General features: G+C 44.7%; 14 protein-coding genes. 10 read left to right on the forward strand and 4 right to left on the reverse strand.

The annotated features are described in order from the left end of the window. Positions 1 to 15 precede the first annotated feature (15 nt). Entirely contained in the window at positions 16 to 1,536 is a 1,521-nt protein-coding gene (locus Q1A18_RS08125) for an MFS transporter (RefSeq protein WP_299578446.1), read from the reverse strand. A 417-nt stretch (positions 1,537 to 1,953) separates the two neighbouring features. Beyond that, on the reverse strand, positions 1,954 to 2,967 hold the full coding sequence (locus tag Q1A18_RS08130; RefSeq protein ID WP_299578447.1) for a LacI family DNA-binding transcriptional regulator: 1,014 nt from the start codon (positions 2,965 to 2,967) through the stop codon (positions 1,954 to 1,956). A gap of 463 nt (positions 2,968 to 3,430) precedes the next feature. Between Q1A18_RS08130 and Q1A18_RS08135 the strand changes: the two genes are divergently transcribed. The 10 genes from Q1A18_RS08135 to Q1A18_RS08180 all read left to right on the forward strand — a co-directional run bounded on the left by Q1A18_RS08135 (position 3,431) and on the right by Q1A18_RS08180 (position 18,307). Then, on the forward strand, positions 3,431 to 6,400 hold the full coding sequence (locus Q1A18_RS08135) for a TonB-dependent receptor (RefSeq protein ID WP_299578448.1): 2,970 nt from the start codon (positions 3,431 to 3,433) through the stop codon (positions 6,398 to 6,400). A 19-nt stretch (positions 6,401 to 6,419) separates the two neighbouring features. Next, the gene (locus Q1A18_RS08140; protein ID WP_299578449.1) at positions 6,420 to 7,985 is read left to right on the forward strand and encodes a RagB/SusD family nutrient uptake outer membrane protein; all 1,566 of its coding nucleotides are present in this window, start codon (positions 6,420 to 6,422) and stop codon (positions 7,983 to 7,985) included. 19 nt (positions 7,986 to 8,004) lie between these two features. Further along, positions 8,005 to 9,093, forward strand: coding sequence for a SusE domain-containing protein (locus Q1A18_RS08145; RefSeq protein WP_299578450.1), 1,089 nt, complete (start codon positions 8,005 to 8,007; stop codon positions 9,091 to 9,093). 2 nt (positions 9,094 to 9,095) lie between these two features. Next, the gene (locus tag Q1A18_RS08150; protein WP_299578451.1) at positions 9,096 to 11,096 is read left to right on the forward strand and encodes a SusF/SusE family outer membrane protein; all 2,001 of its coding nucleotides are present in this window, start codon (positions 9,096 to 9,098) and stop codon (positions 11,094 to 11,096) included. A gap of 94 nt (positions 11,097 to 11,190) precedes the next feature. Beyond that, a complete protein-coding gene (locus tag Q1A18_RS08155; protein ID WP_299578452.1) occupies positions 11,191 to 13,932 on the forward strand; it encodes an alpha-amylase family glycosyl hydrolase in 2,742 nt (913 codons plus the stop codon). 102 nt (positions 13,933 to 14,034) lie between these two features. Beyond that, complete coding sequence (locus Q1A18_RS08160) at positions 14,035 to 15,294, forward strand: hypothetical protein (protein ID WP_299578453.1); 1,260 nt, start codon at positions 14,035 to 14,037, stop codon at positions 15,292 to 15,294. 116 nt (positions 15,295 to 15,410) lie between these two features. Next, the gene (locus Q1A18_RS08165) at positions 15,411 to 15,890 is read left to right on the forward strand and encodes an SRPBCC family protein (RefSeq protein ID WP_299578454.1); all 480 of its coding nucleotides are present in this window, start codon (positions 15,411 to 15,413) and stop codon (positions 15,888 to 15,890) included. A 65-nt stretch (positions 15,891 to 15,955) separates the two neighbouring features. Beyond that, positions 15,956 to 16,705 (forward strand): DUF429 domain-containing protein, encoded by a 750-nt coding sequence (locus tag Q1A18_RS08170; RefSeq protein ID WP_299578455.1) that lies wholly within the window; start codon positions 15,956 to 15,958, stop codon positions 16,703 to 16,705. A gap of 36 nt (positions 16,706 to 16,741) precedes the next feature. After that, complete coding sequence (locus Q1A18_RS08175; RefSeq protein WP_299578456.1) at positions 16,742 to 17,086, forward strand: TfoX/Sxy family protein; 345 nt, start codon at positions 16,742 to 16,744, stop codon at positions 17,084 to 17,086. Between the two features lie 15 nt (positions 17,087 to 17,101). Beyond that, positions 17,102 to 18,307 carry a PAS domain-containing protein gene (locus tag Q1A18_RS08180; RefSeq protein WP_299578457.1) on the forward strand — a complete coding sequence of 402 codons (1,206 nt, stop codon included), beginning with the start codon at positions 17,102 to 17,104 and terminating at the stop codon, positions 18,305 to 18,307. Positions 18,308 to 18,371: 64 nt separating this feature from the next. Here the strand turns inward: Q1A18_RS08180 and Q1A18_RS08185 are convergent, their stop codons facing one another. Then, positions 18,372 to 19,733 carry an NAD-dependent succinate-semialdehyde dehydrogenase gene (locus tag Q1A18_RS08185; protein ID WP_299578458.1) on the reverse strand — a complete coding sequence of 454 codons (1,362 nt, stop codon included), beginning with the start codon at positions 19,731 to 19,733 and terminating at the stop codon, positions 18,372 to 18,374. 89 nt (positions 19,734 to 19,822) lie between these two features. Next, positions 19,823 to 21,241, reverse strand: a complete 1,419-nt coding sequence (locus Q1A18_RS08190) for a Gfo/Idh/MocA family oxidoreductase (RefSeq protein ID WP_299578459.1) — start codon at positions 21,239 to 21,241, stop codon at positions 19,823 to 19,825. Positions 21,242 to 21,321: the final 80 nt, after the last annotated feature.

Consider the following 21,321-nt stretch of genomic DNA (forward strand, 5'->3'; position numbering starts at 1 on the left):
TTTTCTTTAATCGTTTTATTTATCCGGGCTATCAACATCATCGACAAACAACACGGTTACTGCTGCAATCAGCATCGAAGCCCCGCCCAGTAACAAGGCCATGATCGATTCACCGCCAAAAACATGGGTCATGAAAAACCCCAAGATACTGGCCGCTAAAATCTGTGGAATGACAATGAAAAAGTTGAAGATTCCCATGTAGGTTCCCATCTTCTCAGCCGGAAGTGAACCCGTTAAAATCGCGTAAGGCATGGATAAAATACTGGCCCAGGCTACACCAACTCCCAGCATGGAAATAATGAGAATATTGGGATCGCGAACGACGTAAAAAGAAGCCAGTCCCAAACCTCCAAGTACCAAGGCAATGGCGTGTGTTACTTTTCGATTGGTGTACCGCGCAATCACAGGTAATAAGAACGCAACAACAGCCGCAAAGCCATTGTAAACACCGAACAAAACCCCCACCCAATCAGCTCCATCGTTATACAAAGCCGAGGTGGTATCGGTAGCACCAAACACATAACCGGTAACCGCCGGCGTAGAGTAAATCCACATGGAGAAAAGGGCAAACCACGAAAAGAACTGAACCACTGCCAGCTGCCCCATGGTTTTAGGCATATTCATCATATCTGTAATCACCTCCACCAAGCCATTGTTGGTTTTCCGCTGTTTTGACAAGAAAGCTGTCAGCAACTGAACCATTCCAAAAACAAGCAGGCCTCCACTTAAAATGTAGAGTTCCTTTTCCAGATCAAAGTGGTAGAATAGGAAGCTCAATACGATTCCAGCAACTGAAAACAACACCCCATTACGAACGAAAGCACCCAGCAATTCAATGGCTGATTTTGCTGTGACTTTCGCTTCGGGGTTGCTCAATATTTTTTCTTCTTCAAACGCTTTCAGTTCTTCCGGACTATACTCCTTGGTTCGAATCACCGTCCAAAGCACCGCTAAGAAGAAGACTGAGCCACCAATGTAAAACGACCATTTTACGGAAGGTGGAATCAACTCATCGCCCGAAGCCACATTCGCAATGCCAAACCAATTGCTAAGCATGTAAGGCAGCAAAGAAGCCACAACAGCACCGGTGCCGATAAAAAAGCTTTGCATGGCAAATCCCTGGGTTCGTTGTTCGCTTGGCAGCATATCCCCAACGAAAGCCCGGAAAGGTTCCATCGAAACATTAATGGAAGCATCCATAATCCAAAGCATTCCAACAGCCACCCACAATAGCGGAGAGTTAGGCATAACAAACAAGGCCAGCGAAGCCAAAATTGCTCCAACCAGGAAATAAGGACGCCGACGCCCCAATTTTCCCCAGGTTTTGTCACTATAATGCCCAATGATTGGCTGTACAATCAGTCCCGTAACAGGAGCTGCCAGCCAAAGCACAGCAAGTCGGTCGACATCACTACCCAGGGTTTGAAAGATCCGGGACACGTTGGCATTTTGCAGTGCAAAGCCAAACTGGATACCCAGAAAGCCAAAACTCATGTTCCACACTTGCCAAAAACTCAGCACAGGTTTTCGTTTCATAACAGAATGAATTAGTTCTTAAAATCAGGTTTTGTTAAAAATCAATTGAATCGACGCATTTGTCATTACCAGCTCTAATGCCAGCTATTCTCAATTTGATCCAAACAAAAGGTACAATACAGGTGCTAACCGTTAGCGGTTAACAATCTCAGGAAGTAAAAAAGAATTGTATGTAATCGGAAATACGCTACAAATATAAAGATGTAATTTCGAATAAATCAAGCCCTCAGGCATGCTGCACAGGCATATTTCGGCGCTTTAGCCCCCATAAACAGGCGCAACCCCTTATTGCAAACGTTTGCGAGTGAGGTTCGGTTTTTTTGAAAAAAATTGCGTTTAAAGCTGTTTTCTCAAAAACAGGTCTTAATAAGCCAGCATACAAACAACCAATCAAGGAGTCAGGAAACCTTATTTTCCCTAAACCGATGATCCGCGCACAATCAGATTGGCATCCAAAACATGGCTTTGTACCGGCGCATCGTAGTTCGGATTCAGCAAGCGCCTAAGCAACATTTTGGTAGCAACACTGCCCATTTCATAACCATGTTGATCGACCGAAGTTAATGTTGGGTCTGTTATTCCGGAAAAACGGCCATCGCTAAAGCCAACCACCGCAATCTGCTTCGGAATTTTTATGCCCCGTTTCTGAAGGGTTTGCATCGCACCAATGGCAGTCAGGTCGTTAACGGCAAAGATGCCATCAGGCAGATTCTCCATGTCTAACAGCTTATTCGTTGCTTTTATCGCCTTTTCAAAACTGTCAGCTTCAATAATTAGCTCAGGAATCACCGGTAAATTTGCGTCTTTCAAGGCTTGCTCATAGCCAATACGGCGTTCAATACCGATCGACAAATTTTGAGGACCTGCAAAGTGAGCAATACGCTTTCGTCCTCCATCAATTAGGTGTTTGGTTGCTTCGTACGATGCTTTACGGTCGTCAATAATCACATGATCAGCTTCTATTTCCGGAATGACCCGATCAAAAAAAACCATGGGTACATTGCGATCTTGAATGGCAAAAAGATGATCGTATTGATGCGTTTCCTTTGAAATGGCCACCAAAACACCATCAACCCGGTGAGAAAGCAAGGCTTTCACATTCGCCACCTCCCGGTCATAACGCTCGTTCGACTGGCAAATGATTACCGTAAAACCCGCATCATAGGCCACATCTTCAATCCCACTAATTACCGAGGAGAAAAAATAATGGACAATCTCTGGAATGATGACACCAATGGTATTGCTTCGGTTATGCTTTAGACTCAAAGCCACCGCATTCGGCTCATAGTTCAGCTTTTGAGCCAACTCATTAACCGCCTGTTTAGTGGCCTCACTAATATCCGGATGATTTTTCAACGCCCGCGATACCGTTGATGCAGATATGCCCAAAATACGTGCAATATCTTTTATGGTGACCTGATTACTGCTCATGCTTAAAAGAACTGTTAATCCTTACTATCTGTCGTTAAAAATAGCAATTTATTTAGTTGACATCGAATTATCCGGGATTTGATTTCCTGCCATCTTCCGAAGCAAATCAATACTTATTTTTCTGACAGACACCTGTTTAAACAGCTACCAGAACTGCCAACCCATTCCAGATGAGCTTAATAATCACTCTCTGCTTATAAAATAGTCTCAAAATTATGAAAAAAAAGATGATACCTACCAGTGACTACCTGTTGTGAAACATATTAACTGCAAACGACACCGCAAACGTTTGCAGTTGAAGGCCTGCTTTAAAACAAAAGAAAGTCCTGTTAAAAAGGCTATCATTGCCCATCGGAATACAAAAATTGAAGTAAAAAAGAATTAACCAAACATTAAAAAATCAAGAATTTAAATGACAAAAATGCTGATCTAATTGAGTTTAAAAACTAATTATTAAATCATTATGAAGATTATTCGCAAAAACCTAAAGATCTCGCTGATGATCCTGGGATTGATCATTTCACAGATTTCTTTTGCTCAGGTTGTCAGTATCTCCGGTACGGTCACCGACCAGGAAACCGGAGAAGGACTTCCCGGGGTAACCGTCCTTGTGAAAGGAACGACCAATGGAACAATCACCAATTTTGATGGCAACTATACATTGAGTGTTGAACCAGGAGCAACGGTTCAGTTCTCCTACATTGGTTATGAAACATCCGAATTTGTTATCTCAAGTGCTCAAACACTAAATGTTGGCCTTCGGCTCGATACAGAACAGCTGGAAGAAGTTGTGGTCATTGGTTACGGACAAATACGCAAAGAAGATGCTACCGGAGCTGTCGCCTCTGTGAATTCATCTGATTTTAACCAAGGTGCTACCAGCTCCCCACAAGACCTGATTCAAGGGAAAGTAGCTGGTGTACTGATTCAAACAGAAGGTGGCGCCCCCGGTTCCTCAGCCAAAATCCGAATTCGTGGAGGTTCATCCATGTCTGCCAGTAACGATCCGTTGATCGTGATTGACGGAATGCCCATTGACAACCGTACCATTGACGGAATGAGCAACGTATTGACGTCAATTAACCCTAACGATATCGCTTCATTCACTGTGTTGAAGGATGCCTCATCAACAGCTATTTATGGTTCTCGTGCCTCAAACGGGGTTATTTTGATTACAACTAAGGAAGGCAAGCAAAACCAGGATTTCCGTGTGGAGCTGGAATCTAAAATGAGCGTCAACGAAATCAAAGAATATATTGATGTGTTGGATGCCGATGCCTTCAGAAATTTGGTAAATGAGCGTGCAGCCGTCAATAGTTCAGTCAATCCGGCACTGATGGGCAATGCCAAAACCAATTGGCAAGACGAGATTTTCCAAACAGCCATTGGACATGAGCACAACTTAAGTGTATCGGGAGCAGTTGACAAAATTCCATTCCGTGCCTCTGTGGGGTATACCGATCAGTTCGGTATCCTGAGAACCTCATCCATGGATCGTAAGACAGCTACGTTTAAGGTCAATCCAAGCTTGTTTGACAATCACCTGAAAGTAACTGCCGGTATTAAGTACATGAACATTGACAACCGCTTTGCAGATAAAGCAGCCATTGGTAACGCCCTGCGTTTTGATCCAACCAAACCGGTATTCAACAACACGGGTATTTATGGCGGTTACACCACTTGGTTGATGGGCGATGGCTCACGCAACGTAAACGGAACCCGTAACCCGGTAGCCCAATTGCAACAGCGCCATGACGAGTCGGATGTGAATCGCTACATCGTGGATGCGCAGGCAAACTATAAACTGCACTTCTTCCCCGACATCACAGCCACTTTAAAAGTTGGTTTGGACGAATCAGACAGTGATGGTTTCACCAATACAGATCCTTCAGCTTCATGGGTACAAACAGCTTCGTCAGGCGTAAAACGTGATTACACGCAAAAAAGACGCAATAAGCTTTTCAACTTTTACCTGAACTACAAGAAAGACCTTACGAACATCGATAGCCGTGTGGATGCCATGGCTGGTTATGAGTGGCAACACTTCTGGTCCAACGCCTCGGCTTACGAAGTGGATCGTTTCAGTACCGTAATTGTTAATTCAAAAGACGAAACGGAAAACTACCTGGTTTCTTTCTTCGGAAGAGCAAACTATTCTTACAAAGACAAATACCTGCTGACAGCAACGGTTCGGGCAGACGGATCATCCCGATTCCACGAAGATAACCGCTGGGGCTATTACCCATCAACTGCTTTAGGATGGCGGGTTATTGAAGAATCATTCATGCAAAACCAGGATGTTGTGAGCAACCTGAAACTTCGTTTAGGCTACGGACTTACCGGTCAGCAAGAGCTAAACAGTGGCGACTATCCTTACCTGGGAATTTACCGTTTAAGTGATTCGCGTACCCAATACAAACTGGGAGACCAATATTACACACTCATTCGTCCTGACGGGTACGACAGAAGCCTGGAGTGGGAGAAAACAACTACCTACAACGTGGGAGTTGACTTTGGTTTCTTTGAAAACCGTTTAAGCGGAGCTTTTGACTTTTACAAGCGCGATACCAAAGACCTGCTGAACACCATTCCGGTACCTGCCGGAACCAACTTCACAGACCGCCTGCTGACCAACGTGGGAGACCTGGAAAACATCGGTTTTGAATTGTCAGTGAATGCCATACCGGTTAGCACCAAGGATTTGAGCTGGGAAGTTAGCTTTAACCTGACACACAACAAAAACAAAATTACACGACTGACCAACTACGACGACCCGACCTACAAAGGGGTGGATGTTGGAAACATCAGTGGGGTTGGAGTTGGTAACACCATCCAAAAACATGCTGTTGGCTACCCGTTAAATACCTTCTATGTTTACGAACAAGTATACGATGCTAACGGAAAACCCATTGAAGGATTATACGTTGACCGCAACAACGACGGAACAGTGAACGAAAACGATAAATACTATGCCGAATCACCAGCTCCGGATGTATTTATGGGACTTTCATCAACGCTTTATTACAAAGATTTTGATTTTGGCTTTAACGCCAGAGCAGCCATCGGAGGCCAGGTTTACAACAACGTCATTGTTGGTGCCCGTTACCAGGAGCTTACCGTGAATGAATATCTGACCAACTTGCCTTCAGAAATCAATAATTCTAAATTCACCACTGCACAGCAATACTCGGATTACTTCCTGGAAGACGCCTCATTCCTGCGCATGGATAATGTGACTTTAGGCTATAATTTCAAGAAACTGCTTAAAAAATCAGTTGGCTTAGACCTTAACTTACGCTTGTACTCTTCCGTTCAAAATGTATTTGTCATTACCGACTACAGCGGACTGGATCCTGAAGTAAATGAAGGAATTGATAATGACATCTATCCTCGCCCAAGAGTTTATTTGTTTGGACTTAGTGCAAGCTTTTAATCCATAAACCTTTACAATCATGAATACAAAATACAGCATAAAATATCGCGCAATCGCATTGATGATGCTTCTCTTTGCCTTAGGTTCATGTGTCAATGATTTGGACACCCTGCCTTTGGACGAAGATTTACTAACGGCGGATAAGCTGACAGACGATGCTTCCTACAAAGGAATGCTGGCTAAGTGTTATGCGGCCTTTGTTGTTGGCGGACAAACAGGAGTGGACGGTGAACCCGACATTAGTAGTATCGACGGTGGATTCTCTTCTTACCTACGCCAGCTTTGGAACCACCAGGAACTGACGACCGACGAGGCTATTTGCGCCTGGAACGACGGTAATCTGCGTGACTTACACGACATGGACTGGACGGCATCCAACGAGTTTGTAACGGCCATGTACTACCGCATTACGCTCGAAGTGGCTTATTGTAACAACCTGATTGCGTTGACCAATGATCAAGACGAATTCAAGGCATACAATACCGAAGCCCGTTTCTTAAGAGCTTTGGCTTACTGGCACTTGCTTGACATGTTCGGAACAGGTCCTTTTGTGACGGAAGAAGATCCGGTAGGTTCATTCTTTTTCCCCGAACAAGCAACAGCCCAACAATTGTTTGACTACATTGAGTCGGAACTGAAAGCCATTGAAAACGAATTGCCGGCACCCCGCACCAACGAATACGGACGGGCTGACCAGGGGGCAGCATGGATGGTACTGTCCAAATTGTACCTGAATGCCGAAACCTATACTGGCACTCCGAAATACACCGAATGTATCACTTACACACAGAAAATCATTGACGGAGGTTACAGCCTGGAATCCAATTACGAAAACCTGTTCCTGGCTGATAATAACCTACGCAGCAATGAAATCATTTTCCCATTGGTTTGCGATGGCGAACACACACAAACCTGGGGTGGAATGACCTTCCTGATTCACTCAACCATTGGTGGCGACATGCCAGCCAGCGAATCGGGTGTTGACGGAGGTTGGGGTGGAAACCGAACCACCAAGTCATTCGTCAATCTTTTTGATGATATCAGCGGCGAAACCGATAGCCGTGCGTTGATTTGGACGGAAGGCCAAAACCTGGAGATTGGAGATATTTTCAATTTCCGTGATGGCTATGCGCTACGCAAATTCCGCAACGTGACTTCCAACGGTGTAGTGGGCTCAAACCTTTCACATCCCGATACCGACTTCCCGCTGTTCAGATATGCTGATGCACTGCTGATGTATGCTGAAGCGGTTGTGCGCGGTGGCTCAGGTGGCGACCAGGGAACGGCTGTTGGCTATATCAACCAAATCCGGGAAAGAGCTTATGGCGATGATTCCGGCAACATTACAGATGCCGATTTGACCCTTCAGTTTTTGCTGGATGAGCGCGGACGCGAATTGTACTGGGAGTGCCACCGAAGAACCGACTTAAGGCGTTTTGGCCAGTTGGCAGGTGGTGACTATACCTGGCCCTGGAAAGGAGCTGTAGCTGAGGGAAAAGCAGTCAATGATAAGTACAACGTTTTCCCAATCCCAAGCTCTGATCTAAACGCCAATCCAAATTTAACGCAAACCACTGGTTATTAATTTTATTAATTAGATTACCATGAAAAAATTTAAATACCTGCTTATCGCATGCCTCGCGGTTACCTTGTTTTCGTGTGAGGACGATGATATAGTAAAATTAAATGATTCAGAGTATGTTCCAGCATCGAATATCGCAGGGTTTGGTTCAACTTTGGAGATCTCAAAACCGCAAAAGGCCGAAACGATCACGGTATCGTATACGCCTGCATCCTACGGCGTAAATATTGTTAAAACACACAAACTTCAATTCGCCACGTCTGAGGACTTTGCCAATCCGGAAACCTTTGATGTTGATGCCTCCGATAATTCATTTTCATTCACCGTGGGTGCTTTAAATGAATTCCTGACTGAAACGTTGGCACTGCCCGTTGATGAAGAAACGACCATTTCAGCACGGATTATGACCCATTCGCTGGAGGGTGTTGATACCTTGTACTCACCGGTTGTAAGCTTTAACACAACCCCCTATTTGGATATTCTTTTTGCTGAAAATACCTTCTACCTGTTTGGTGACGGCGTGGGACGCATTGCACAAAACAATAAGCTTAAGCTCCGCAAAGTTGCCGAGGAACCTGATGATTCATGGATCATTGTGTGGATGGAAGCAACCGGGACCTTCAAATTGTGTTCTGATGTAAACTACAAAGGAGTCATTGGAAAAGTTGGCGATCCGGTTAATGGCGAATACAGTTTGGGAACAGTGGAAAACAGAGGTGAAGACATTCCGGTTCCGGGAACAGCAGGCTACTACACCGTGGGTGTCAACATGGCTACAAAAAAGTTGATGATTGAACCAGCCAATGTTTATATCACCGGACCAAATGTTGATGCTTGGCCTGCGAGCTCAGTAACTGAAGAAAACCGGTTTAAACAGGATACCGAAAACAAAACCATGTATTTGACTAAATCGTTCCTGGGTGGCGAATTAAGACTTCACGTCACACACCCGTACATTTCGGCTGACGGCTGGTGGCATGCTGAATTCATCTTTATGGATGGTAAAATTGAATACCGGGAAGCTGGTGGTGATCAGGAAAGAGTTAACATCGATGGAGGCGAAAAAACCATTGAGCTTGACTTCATTAATCAAACTGGTAAAATTAAATAGAAATGAAAAACTTACGATATTTTCTAATTCTGATTCTGGCAGTTGTTGTATTCTCCTGTGAAGAAGATTTTATGACTCCGCCAGTGAAAACACCTGTTCAAGGCACAGCGCCGGTTTGGGTGAATCAACCTTCATCCGACCTGGACACCGTTCTTTTCAAACGGAACGAAAAAGATACCTTGCTATCTCTAAGTTGGTCAGCCCCGGTTTATGCGGATAATATTGGTGTTCGCTACATCCTGCAATTGGATACCAAGGGCAACAACTTTGCCGATCCCATTGAATTTGACCGGATTTCGGCCACCGAAATGGAGCTTTTGATTGGCCAGCTAAACTCGGCCTTGATGAAGCGGTACAATCCAGCAGAGAAAGTAGAAGTTGAAATGCGTATCCGCGCTGTTTCAAACGAACATTTAGCCGACCTATATACCGAACCATTTTCATTGAAAGTAACGCCCTACCTGGATGTTCCGGTACCGACCGAATTCTTTATGATGGGAACAGCAACTGACGTTGGTTTTACCAGCGCCGATGCCCTGGCCGCCCTGAAAGATGGCGATGTCTTCTACAAATACCTGAAGCTGACAACGGACGGAGCCTTCCGCTTCACTGATAAACAAGCTGACGACGGTTTCAAATACAACTTTGGCAAGTTTGCCACCGTTTCGTCAAACATTACTAAAGCAGACGACGATGATGGCAACTTCAAATTTACCGGCGAAACCGGTTGGTACGAAGTAAAAGCTGACTTTACAAACAGTGAATTGACCATTGCTCCTTTCCAGGTGGGATCAACCACTTACACCTTCGATCCAACAGAAGTGTACCTGGTCGGAAGTTATAGTGCCAGCGTTCCGGAGTGGAGCCCGGAAAATTCTCCGGCAATGACTGAAAAGTCAGAGGGAGTTTATACCATCGAAACTGAAATTAAGGACGGTGCAATGTTGAAATTTGTTGGTCAGCCAAGCTGGGGAGACCTCGACTGGGGTAACCTGGGAGCCGACGGATCAACCGGAAATCTGGGACCAAAAGGAAAGAATGGCAACATCACTTTTGATGGTGGCAATAAAAACTACCTGGTGACTCTTAACCTGAATACCGGAACTTACACCATCAAGGAAGCCAAGTCGTACCTGTACATTGTTGGTAATGCAACAACCGTTGACTGGACTATTGATAATGCACTGGAGATGAATATTATTGCTCCTGGAATCTGGACCGGAACCTTCGAATTGATAGCCGGAAAAGAATTTAAATTCTTCCCTGAGAAAGGAAGCTGGGCCAATGGTGTAGGCGCTGAGGCATTCAGCAATTTCATCGGCTGTTCAGCCCTTGATAATGGCAACATCCTGAATGATGCAGCCACTGACGGAAACTACCTGATCATTGTAAATACCAACAGCAAAACGTTGACGGTAACTGATGCCCCAAAAATCCTGGGAGGATCAGTGATTGCCGGCTGGGAGCCTTCTTTGGCCATGAACATGCAGATGGTTGAAAACGGTGTTTTTGACACTTACCAATACATCACTGCTGATGGTGGAGGTTTCAAATTTGTCAATACAACGGATGGCTGGGCTGGCGATTTAGGTGCCAGCAAAGTAACAACAGGAATGTTGGAGCAGGATGACGAGCAAAACCTCGAAGTTGCTGCTGACGGCTTCTACCGCGTACGTGTAAACATGAATGATTTCACCTACCAAGTGGATGAAACCGCCTGGGGAGTTGTTGGTACGGCCAATCCAGGCGGATGGGACAACGATACCAACATGAGCTTCACCGAAGCCAAAGGTGAATATATCTGGAGTACCGACATCACCCTGACTGATGGTGAAATCAAATTCAGAGCCAATGGTGACTGGATCATCGACTTTGGCGACACCGATGCCGATGGTTCTCTTGAATATGGAGGTACTAATATTCCAGTTACAGCAGGTAACTACCATATTGAACTGATCTTAAATTCTGCAACAGGATTTACGTATACTATTACAGCAAACTAATTGCTGCTTTTAGGGGGTACTCACTGGGTTTTGAGTACCCCCTTTCTTTAATTTTAACCGAAACTCGCTTCATCCATCTTAAACACAACAAGCCATGCGAAACCGTTTCATTTTTCTGTCACTCTTACTGTTTATTTGTCAATTTGGGCTGGCGCAAATAACCACAGATCCTGAGTTTCCGGCTGCAACCAAACAAGTGGTGGTAACATTCGACTCATCGCAAGACAGCAGGCTTGGTAAATACACGGGGGATTTGTATGCCCATACCGGTGTTAAAATTGAAGGAAACAACGACTGGCAACATGTTATTGGATCGTGGGGCGACAATGCTGCCCAACCCAAATTAACCCATTTGGGCGATGGAATCTACAAGCTTGAAATCACGCCGGATATTAATTCCTATTACAGCGTTCCGGCCAATGAAAAGGTCTTACAACTGGCTTTCGTTTTCCGCTCAGCCGACGGATCAAAGCAAACCAATGACATCATTATCGATGTTTATGAAGAAGGCTTGATTGTCAACTTGACAAGCCCATCGCAACAAACCATCTTTCCCAAAAACGAGGATACAAGCATTTCTGCCACAGCCTCGGCCGAAGGTGAACTCAAACTTCTACTGAATGAAACCTTATTGGCTCAAACCACCGGAACATCACTCACAACCACCTATCAATTCACCGAAGAAGGTGACCAATGGCTTATTGCAAAACTCACAGCCAATGGAGAAACCGTCTATGATTCGGTTTCTGTTTACATTAAAAAAGACATTACCCAGGAAGCAAAACCAGCCAATTACCGGAAAGGAATTAACTACCCGGAAGATCAAACTACGGCCGGTCTGGTTTTATGGGCTCCTGAAAAAGAATTTGTTTACTTGCTGGGAGATTTTAACGACTGGCAGGTGAATGAAGCTTACCAAATGAAAAAAGATGGGGATTACTTTTGGCTGACCATCGAAAACCTGCAAGCCGGCCAGGATTACCTGTTTCAATACCTGGTTGACGGCGATTTGAAAATTGCTGATCCTTATGCCGAACAAGTGTCTGATCCCTGGAACGACCAATATATCGACAATAGCCTTTACCCAAACCTACCAAGCTATCCCGACGGAAAAACCGAAGGAATTGCCTCTGTTCTTCGAACCGGGCAAACAGCTTACACCTGGGAGGTAACCGATTTTCAGGCTCCGGAGACCGATGAACTGGTCATTTACGAACTCTTGGTTCGCGACTTTTACGAAGGACACAGTTTTCAAGCCGTCATTGACCGACTTGACTACCTGGAAGATCTAAATATCAATGTTCTCGAATTGATGCCTGTCAACGAATTTGAAGGCAATTCAAGCTGGGGATACAACCCATCATTTTACTTTGCTCCGGATAAATACTACGGCCCTAAAAACGATCTGAAAAAACTGGTTGATGAATGCCACAAGCGAGGCATTGCTGTTGTGATTGACATGGTTCTTAACCACAGTTACGGGCAAAGTCCCCTGGCTCAGCTCTACTGGAACACCGAACAGAATCGGCCCGCAGCCAACAACCCGTGGTACAACGAAACCAGCAACTTCCAAAACCCAGATGCCCAATGGGGGTACGATTTCAATCACGAAAGTGAGTACACCCGCCAGTTGATAGACAGCATCAACAGCTTTTGGATGAGTGAATACCAAATTGATGGGTTCCGTTTCGACTTTACCAAAGGCTTCTCAAACACCAGCTATGGACCATCAAGCTGGGGCAGCCCCTACGATGCCGACCGGATTGCCAACCTAAAACGAATGGCCGATGAAATTTGGAACCGCAACGAAGATGCCCTCATCATTTTTGAGCACCTTTCTGATAATTCGGAAGAAAAGGAACTGGCCGAACACGGCATCCTCCTTTGGGGAAATATCAACCACAATTATGGCGAAGCAGCCATGGGATATACGCAAAATACCAACTCTGATTTAAGCTGGGGAATATACAGTGAACGGGATTGGAGTGTGCCCAACCTGGTTAGTTATATGGAAAGCCACGATGAAGAACGCTTAGCTTTCAAGCTCATTCAATATGGAAACTATTCCGGTACTTACAACACCAAAAACCTCCCCATTGCCACCGACCGTTTGGAACTGAACAATGTCTTTTTCATTCCACTTCCAGGCCCTAAAATGATTTGGCAATTTGGTGAGTTGGCCTACGATTACTCCATCGACGATGGCGGACGCTTGGGTGAAAAACCTATTCGATGGGACTATACCGAGGTGAAAGACCGAACCGACCTGTTCCAGGTAGTTGCAAAACTCAATTACCTCAAACAAAACTACGAGGAATTTCAAACGCCAGAGATTGTCCATTCCCTGGAAGGAACCACCAAGTGGTACCAACTCAAGCAAGGCGCAAACTACGTGATTGCTGTAGGGAATTTTGGCGTTACCCAAGAACAGTTTTCCGTTAGCTTTCCAACGAAAGGAACCTGGTACAACTACTTTGATGAAACAACCTATGAGGTGACTTCAACAACCATGACATTTACCTTGGCTCCCGGAGAGTATCGCCTGCTTTCGACCCGGCAGTTTGAGCAACCCGATATTGTAACCGAAAATCCGGAGCTGGTGCTTCCCAATGAAATCGAAGTTTACCCCAACCCGGTGTCTGATTATGTTACTATCCAATCTCCTTCACCCCTTGTTCAAGCCAGTTTATATTCTATTCAAGGAAGCTTACTTCACCAATTTTTTGGTCAGGAAACTTTTCACACGATGCAACTATCTCACTTACAAAAAGGAACTTACATTTTGAAAATAAAAACCGAATCAACTAAAAAAACGATCAAGCTAATTAAAAGATAAGCGGAAACCGGCAAGCCCTGAGCCAGGTTATTGGATAGGCCTTTCAATTTGACTAATTTTAAATCAAAAACCAGGCTCTGTTGATCTTAAAATTTGTGTGACATGAAGAAAGTTGTTGTTTTCTCGCTATTTATGCTTGCTATTTGGGGACAGCTCTACGCAGCTCAACCTGTGCGAACTCCTTTTGTTGAACTATTCATTGAAGGAGAGCGGATTCTGAATGGTGCCGAAATTAAGGTTAACAAAGGGCAGCAATTTACCCTGTTTGCCCAAATCAAAGGAGGACGGGCCGATTTTGTCCAGCTTCCGGATACCTATGCCGATTTGGGTGATGGTGCAAAAATCATCTCCCGGAATTACAACAAACTGATTTACGAAAAGAACGGGGTCACTCACAAATGGGAGATGATTGATGAGAACATTGATCTGGAAACGGACACCAAAATCAGGCTTTTGGCAAACAATGAATTGGAGAATAAAAAACAAACCGATGTTTTTATTCCGGTGGATAAAGTTGAAAAAACATACATCAAGGTTAAAATAACAAGCACCTGGCAGTACAGCAACGGCACAACTTCAAAAACAGAACAAAACACAGCTGAGGCCCTCATTCATTTGGATATTCAAGGAAATACCAATGTGTGGTTCGCAAGCCCCAACATTCGGGCTGCCGGTACCGAAGACAAGCAGGTAAAGGAATATTTGCTGGCAATTCAGGATTCCTATAACAAAATTGAAAGCTTGCTCAATACCTTCGAATTTACCTCAATGATGAGCGAAATCCAGCAACTTCGAAGCACCGTCGGCCAGCTTGAAAGCCGGATTGAATACCTGGTGGCTAACGAGCCAACCAAGCATTCGGACATCTTTTTTGTTGGTTTACCCAGTGATAAAGCCATTAGCGACATCGATGATTTTCGAAGCCTGGCAAACGCCTGGTCCGATTTGGAAAAACTGGTTCAGGAACATCAAATCAAGCTGAATAATTTAACAAAGGCCGACGACAAGCTAACGCGCAGAAACCTGTTAAGCCAAATTAAGCCTTTCACCAGCTGGGAAGAAGCATTGCCCGGTAATTCTGAATCATTGCTGACGGTTTACGCCAAAGATTTTAATTGGGAAAACACCAGTATTCGCTCTTTTCTGGCCTTCAATCCGGCCGAGGAACGAATCAACAACATTGAACAGAGTCTGGCCGATTATCAGCGATTCCTGAGTAACCGCCAGGAAAATATGGAAGCCGAAAAGCAAAAAATTCAATATGCCCTGACCCGTCTTCAGGCTGTCCGAATCTTTGACGGCATGCTTATGGGTTTTTTCTCCTCCCTGAATTTTGCCCGGTGGGAAAATACCCGAAACTAATTGATCAGTTAGCAATCAAAACCATCATACACTTACATTTCGTTTAATTAAACATTGAAATGATTAAACGTTTTTAAATCTGCCCGCGTTTAGCATTTGAAATCAAAACCATTGAGATGATAAGCATTAGCAAACACGCAGGAATTTATACGCTCAAGGCTGAACTGGAACTACCGATCAGCCTGGATGAGGCCTGGGAGTTTTTCTCCAATCCGGGTAATCTTGAAAAAATTACGCCCAAAAGCATGCAGTTCAAAATTAGTTCGGGAAGCTATAAGCCCATGTATGCCGGGCAAATAATTACCTATCATGTTTCTCCTTTTCCGGGTTTCAAAACCAACTGGGTAACTGAAATCACCCAGGTCAAAACCGGACATTTTTTTGTTGATGAACAGCGCTTCGGCCCCTACTCCATGTGGCATCATGAACATTTTTTTGAAGCCATTGACGGTGGTGTGCGTATGACGGACAAAGTGAGCTATAAACTACCTTTGGGTTTGATTGGCCATTTCGCGCATCATTTGTTTGTTCGTCAACAACTTCAAAACATTTTCAACCATCGAAAAATCTGCTTAACTGAACGATTCAAAAAGTAAAAACACTTAAACTCTCGTCATCCCATGCTCGTACGAATCTAACACAAAGTGCTATTTTTACCTTAATGAATCCAAGGCAACAAGTAATCGGTATTGATGGCTGCCGGGCAGGTTGGTGCCTGATTGGCTTCGAAAACGGCAACTATTTTCTTGAACTACACCCCCACTTTCATTCCATTTTCACCCAGCATCCTAGTGCCGTCCTTTTTCTGATTGATATGCCGATGGGGTTAGCCTCCACGGGAGAAGTAAGAGTGCTGGAACAACTGGCACGGCAGGAACTTTCACCAGGGTACAGTTCAAGCGTTTTTACCCCACCTTGCTCCAAAGTTTTAGAAGCAAAAAGCTACGAAGAAGCCAAAATGATCAACCTAAAAAGTACGGGGAAAAGTCTGTCTATTCAATCCTGGAACCTGGTATCCAAAATGCGGGAAGTTGATCAGTTCATCCGCCAGAATTCAATTCTGCATCACCGAATTTTTGAATCACATCCTGAAATCAACTTCAAAAATCTCAATAAGGGCAACTTGCTCCAGTACCGAAAAAATGCCCCCAACAAACAAGGCATTGACGAAAGGTTACGCATTCTATCCAGCTACGATGCCAGCCTGCCGGACTATTTTTTCAAGTTCCGCAAGGTTCATCCCAAAACGAAGGTGAAAGATGATGATTTGCTGGATGCCTTTTCCCTTTGTCTTACCGCTCATTTGGGATCCAAATATCAGCTAAAAATTATCCAGTCACCGGCTCTCAATCAGCCTCAATTTTTCCCTAATCGCTTGGCAACATACGTGCCTGACAATCATAATGATTAAACAAACTTCCTATTTTTTCTTATTTTAAACGGAAAAATGGCTTACGACAAATTACTCGCTGATCGGATCAGACAAAGTTTGAAAGATCGGAAAATCGCATTCAATGAGAAGGAAATGTTTGGCGGTGTTTGTTTTATGGTAGACGACAAAATGTGCATCGGAATCATTAAGCAAGAGCTTATGGCACGAATTGATCCGCAACAAGAAGAAGACTTTCTGCATGAAACCGGTACCCGAAAAATGGATTTTACCAAACGCCCCATGAAAGGCTATTTGTCTGTCACCGCTGAAGGAATAGATATGGATGAAGACCTGGAAAAATGGATTGATCGTTGCCTGGCCTTCAATCCCAAGGCAAAATCGAGTAAAAAACGCAAATAAAACATACAGAGTATCATGTCTGAATTTACCAATAAGAAAGATGAACGGGTGAAACAATTACTCCAATTTGCCCGAGAAATGATGATAAGCAAGGATAAAGCCCGTCTTGTTCAAACCAATGAAAAGTTGATTCGTCAAATCGTTCCTTCGGAGGTAATTGCGCTCTTTGATTGCCTGGTTTTGGAACACCCCACACAAGACTATGATCAGTTGAAGAGAGCCACAAATAAAATGCTTCATCTGTTCCATAAGCCCTTGTTGGCTTATCCGGCCATTCAGCCCCCTAAAAACAGTTTTTTGTACTGGCTAGCCCAGAGCAACCAAGCGATGGAGAACCGGCTTAAAACAATGAAAAAAGCCATTAAAAGCTTAAATAAAACACCAACCGACCAAGAAGCCCGGAAGCAGCTATTGGAGCAATTGAAAGAACTTCAGCTGTTTGATAAACATTACCAAATCAAAGAAAATGTACTTTTCCCGTCACTAGAAAAGCATTGGTCTGATTTCCATTGTGTGCAACTGATGTGGTCCTATCATGACGACATTCGCCAACAAATGAAAGATTTGGAACAGGTATTAATCGCCCCTGAACTGGATCTGCAACAAATGAATAAACTGGTTGGTGATCTGTTTTTTAACCTGCTGGCCATTCGTTTTCGCGAAGAACACATTCTATTCCCTCAGATTCTGGAAACAATTCCGGAGAAAACCATTCAAAGTTTGTTGGAAGACAGTCGTGAAATTGGATTTCCGTTTGTTATTCCAACCTATGATTCAACAGATACTGAGGCTGTCTTTTCCAACGATCTTCATGTCAACCTGGGAACCGGACAAGTGAGTGCCGAACAAATCCAATTGATTTTTAATCACCTTCCTGTGGATATTACCTTTGTGGATGAACACGATACCGTTCGGTTCTTTTCAACTCCTAAAAAACGCATATTTCCACGAACCAAAGCCATTATCGGGCGCAAAGTACACCACTGTCATCCACCCGAAAGTGTCCATGTGGTGGAAGAAATTGTTTCGGCATTTAAAACCGGCAAGCAGGATCAAGCCAGTTTCTGGATCAATTTTAAAGATGAAAAAATACTGATTCAATACTTTGCCTTACGTAACGCACTGGGCGAATACAGAGGCACAATTGAAGTTACCCAGGAAGTTGGTGCCATTCGCGAGCTCAAAGGTGAAAAACGCTTGTTGGATTGGTCGGCTGAATAAGAATCGCCATTCAGCTGTCAAAACCTGAGTCCCCGAAAAATCAATGCTTCCTAAACGGTCATTGCTATTTGACAACCACCGTTTTGATATTTACAAACTCCCGGATTCCATACACCGAAAGTTCCCGGCCATAGCCGCTTTCTTTAATGCCTCCAAACGGCAGGCGCGGATCAGATTTCACGAAATCGTTGACAAAAACACAGCCAGCCTCAAGCCCTTTTTCAGCCAGACGTTTTCCACGGTCCAAATCAGCGGTAAAAACACCAGCTCCCAAGCCAAAAACAGTATCGTTGGCAATACGAACAGCTTCTTCCTCGGTCTGCGCTTTTAACAGCGAAGCTACCGGGCCAAACAATTCCTCTTCGTAAGCAGGCATGCCGGGTTGAATGTTCTCCAGCACCGTGGGTGGGTAAAAAGCCCCCTCCTGTTCGGGAATATAGCCGCCACACAAAATTATGGCTCCTTTAGCCACCGAAGCACTCACCTGCCCATGCAGCTCATTGCGCAAATCGGTTCTTGCCATCGGCCCAATGCTTGTGCTATCGTTCATCGGATCACCAAACGTAGCCTGCTCCATGCGCCGCACAAAAGCATCGCGAAAGGCATCGTAAACCGATTCCATAACAATGAAGCGCTTGGCGCCAATACAACTCTGGCCCGCATTAAGCAGCCGGCTGACCACACATCGTTCGGCAGCTTCCTCAATGTCCGCATCCTCCAAAATCAAGTACGGATCGCTGCCTCCCAGCTCCAAAACCGATTTTTTCAAAACAGCACCCGCTGCGGCAGCTACCGCTTTCCCGGCCGGTGTGCTTCCGGTTAGGGTTACCGCTCTTATTCGGGGGTTTTCAATCACTTGCCTGACCGACTTTCCTCCAATCAGCAAGCTTCGAAAAACATCTTTCGGAAAACCCGCATCCTTCACCAGTTTTTCAATGGCCAGCGAACATCCCTGCACATTGCTGGCATGTTTTAAAACCGCCGTATTTCCAGCCATAAGGGTTGGTGCCAAAAAACGAAAAACCTGCCAAAACGGAAAGTTCCAGGGCATTACAGCCAAAATGGTTCCCAAGGGCTGAAAACTAACAAAGGAATCTGAAGCGTCCGCCTGAATTGTTTCCCGCGCCAAAAACTGTTCTCCGTTTTCAGCGTAATAACGACATACCCACGCGCATTTCTTCAGCTCGCCCAAGGCTTCCTTTTTCACTTTCCCCATCTCACCAACAATCAAGTCAGCCAGTTTATCTTGCTGATCAAGCAGTTGTTTCTCCAGCTTCAGCAGGTATGCTTTGCGCTCTTCAAACGAAGTTTCCTTCCAAGATACAAAAGCCAAATCAACAGCTTTAATGATCCGTTTGGCTTCATCATCCGAATAAGCCGCATACGATTGGATCACCTGATTATTAAATGGATTGACAGATCTCATACTATTCATTTTTTCTCTCCTAAAATTAAGCATAAAAAAAGGGCCTTTCAAAAAAAGCCCTTTCAATTTTTTAGTCCGATATGGATTGTCTAAGTCCGATCTGCACTTGGAACAATATCCGTCAATTCGGCAATTTGTACCGGCCGCTCTTCTTCAATACTTTTACGCGCTGCAATACCGATGAGGATTGACATGGCGCCATCACGCGTTCCGGCCGAATGCTTATACGGATCAGGCATGTCCGGGTCTTTGAAAATCTTATCCTGAAGACGAACATCGCCTCCTCCATGTCCGCCGCGAATGCGGGACACTTTGACCAGCTCATAGTCCGGATTCCAATTTTTCATCACCATAATTTCGTCATAGGCTGAATCGTTTTCTTTCGCGTTTTGGTTCATTTCCTGCGCATGAAGCTGCGCCTGGTTTACGCGCTCATCCGCACGCCAAGGAATACCTTCCCACGAATCAATTCGGCCATCCATGCCGTTAAAAGCAATTTGCCACCCTTCAAAAGGCGAATAGGTCGTCAGTGAATAGCTCACCTGCACGTCATTGGCATATTTAATCTGCACCGCCATCTTATCGTAAATATCAATGCGATGGCGCCACAAGCAATTATCGCGAATGTAGCCGTCGTATTTTTCATTGTTCACATACAGATCTACCGCACGCTTGTCTTTCATTATGTCCCAATAGAATTTACACTTGTCGGTGTAAGCGCACGAACGGCAATTGGCTCCGCGAAACTCATTGTTACTTCCGTAATGTTCCAGTTCGCCATAAGCCGTCACTTCTACCGGGTCCGAGTCAATCCACCAGTTCAGCAAGTCAAAATGATGGGTTGACTTATGAACCAACAAGCTTCCGCCTTTGTCGCACTCCCCATGCCAGCGCCGGAAATACGAGGCTCCGTGATAGGTATTCAGGTACCAGTGAAAATCAACCGAAGTGACCCGGCCAACTTCGCGCTTAGCCAACAATTCCTTCAGTTTCGAAAACTGGTGTCCGTAGCGATAGTTGAAGCCAACAATCACCTTGCGTCCGGTTCGGCGCTCGGCATCCAAAATGGCCTGGCACTTATCCTCATCGGTCGTCATAGGCTTTTCTGTTATCACATCGCAGCCCATCTCCAGCGCTTTAATGATGAACTCATCATGCGTGGAGTCCATAGTGGTTACAATGACTACATCCGGCTTGGTTTCCCGAATCATTTGCTCAAAATCAGTAAATACCGGACAGTTGACACCCATGTATTTCAAAGCAAATTGAAGCCGGCCGGGGTTTATATCACACAAACCCACAAAGGTGGTTTCTTTGGAATAGTTCTCAACAATGTTTTTGCCCCAAAAGCTGGTTCCGCGAATTCCGGTGCCTACTAAGGCCAGTTTGGTTTTAGCACTTGCCGGTTTGGCGATTGTTTGCATGGGATTTGCCAAAAGTGCACCGGCAGTCAGCGTGCCGGCAGTGCCTAAAAAATGGCGACGATTCAGATTTTTCGATTTTTGCATACGTTTAAGTTTTTCTCTGTCGGTTTTGAAGGGCAGAGATTTATTTGGAATTAATTATGATTTCTGTAAGGAATATACCG

The sequence above is a fragment of the uncultured Sunxiuqinia sp. genome (assembly GCF_947495665.1).
GTDB lineage: Bacteria > Bacteroidota > Bacteroidia > Bacteroidales > Prolixibacteraceae > Sunxiuqinia > Sunxiuqinia rutila.